The sequence below is a fragment of the Marinifilum sp. D737 genome (assembly GCF_026672275.1).
Taxonomy (GTDB): Bacteria; Bacteroidota; Bacteroidia; order Bacteroidales; family Marinifilaceae; genus Marinifilum.
The window spans coordinates 1-1,693 of the sequence record NZ_JANQCD010000084.1 but is presented as its reverse complement, the minus strand read 5'-3'; the positions used below and the strand labels follow the sequence as shown (position 1 = coordinate 1,693).

Genomic DNA, 1,693 nt, shown 5'->3' with positions numbered 1-1,693 from the left:
ATATCGAACCAATTTCAACAACATCTTCTAAGTCGTGAAATTCCTGGTATTTTCCATTGCTTAATGTAAGCACCTTGAATTTAAACCCATATTTTCCCAAGGGTATTCTTCTGCCTTACTTGTTAAGACTGAAGTAAGCAAGAAGGCAATAACTAGAATTTTGGTTATCTTCATAATCATTCAATCTTTAGGATAAAACTCCACTACTTCACCTTTTGAACAAATAAATAATTTAAGATTGTTTTGCTTTTTTATTTTTATTCTTTCTAAAAAAAAGTATTTATCATTTTTAGATTTTTCTTTATAATCTTCCTTTTTAGCAGAGTAGTACAATTCTCCAGAATTAATAAGTTGATAGATTTTTTCTTTGCTAAACTTATTAAAAAATCTCCGATCATTGTATTCGGCCGTAATTGACAACGAATCATTTGGTGTAATCTCAATTAAATCATTCCGAGTATAAAAAACAATCGTATCTTGCAAAGCAATTAACTCTATTATACCATAAACTTTTTCTTCTGAAGAATACTTTCTATGGTTCGAACCAAACAATAATGTTTCATCGGATGTGTTTTTTAAATTAAACCTTAAAAACATCTCATAAGGGCTGTATCTAATGGAATCAGTTAAGTTAATTTCATTACAATTCATAAAAAATTCAAACAATTCAAAATCGACATCCAAGTCCTTTTCTTTTGAATCCCTACTAATTTGGCAGGATGAAAAAGATAACATCAATGATAGACTGATTAATAAAAACTCTCTCATTATTTTGACATTAATTTGTTATATAAACTAGGATTTTCATATCTCAAATATTCTATCATTCGCCCCATAATTTCAGAACGTTGACTTCCTGGTAGTTTTTTATATGTTGGATGTTTCATCTGTTCACGATAAGCTTTCCAATGAGTTCCACCAAGATTTTGCCCTCCTGAATATCCCTTTACTTTATGTCCATAATATTCATGAACTCCTAAATAGTTTTGTATACTTTCTACAGTATAAAGGTCAGTTGAATACTCTCCACTTGTAGCAGTTATCTTATAAGCTCCGCTACTGGTTTCTCCTGCTCCTAATCTTGGATAGTTATCAGGATCATTAAATCCTATTGGTACAATCGATAAATCTGCTTTTTGAACAGTCTTTTCTCTTATTGAAACTTTTCCATTATGCAAGTTTGAGAAATCTATATCATCCATTTGATTTAAAACATGAGTGTAAATATTAGATTGTGCTTCAGCAGACAAACTTCCAGTTTTCTTTAATGATTTCGTATTGTCATCTTCCTGTATTTCTGAAGATTTAGCAACACCTCCTTCAGAGTGTTCATCAAAAGTAGTCTTATCTGTAATATAAATTTCTCCTTCATAACCATTCTCATCTACACCTAAAAAGTTTCCATCTTCGTCAAAGTATGGACTTGCATACATTCCATTAGGGTCAATATATTTGATAGGATTATTCATTGTATAATTGTATGGAGACCAACTTGAATATTCTTCCGAAAGCGGATCGGGACACATCCAACGACTAACCAAATGCGGGGTCATATATTCGTTAATAGCCAAGCTATCCTTTTGTACGAATCCAACAATTTGATTCGTTTGTGTATTGTATAATATCGAACCAATTTCAACAACATCTTCTAAGTCGTGAAATTCCTGGTATTTTCCATTGCTTAATGTAAGCA

The 1,693-nt window shown here is 31.1% G+C and carries 2 protein-coding genes; both read right to left on the bottom strand.

The window, feature by feature from the left end:
- Window positions 1-180: 180 nt before the first annotated feature.
- Window positions 181-768 carry a hypothetical protein gene (locus NQ163_RS20495; protein ID WP_268192176.1) on the bottom strand — a complete coding sequence of 196 codons (588 nt, stop codon included), beginning with the start codon at window positions 766-768 and terminating at the stop codon, window positions 181-183.
- Window positions 768-1,693, bottom strand: a 926-nt coding sequence (locus NQ163_RS20490; RefSeq protein WP_442786038.1) for a hypothetical protein, incomplete at its 5' end; no start/stop codon positions are given. The genes NQ163_RS20490 and NQ163_RS20495, both read right to left, overlap by 1 nt.

Bases quoted from the DNA above. Each gene is read 5' to 3' on its own strand.
- NQ163_RS20495 (WP_268192176.1), bottom strand. From the start codon at position 768: ATGAGAGAGTTTTTATTAATCAGTCTATCATTGATGTTATCTTTTTCA.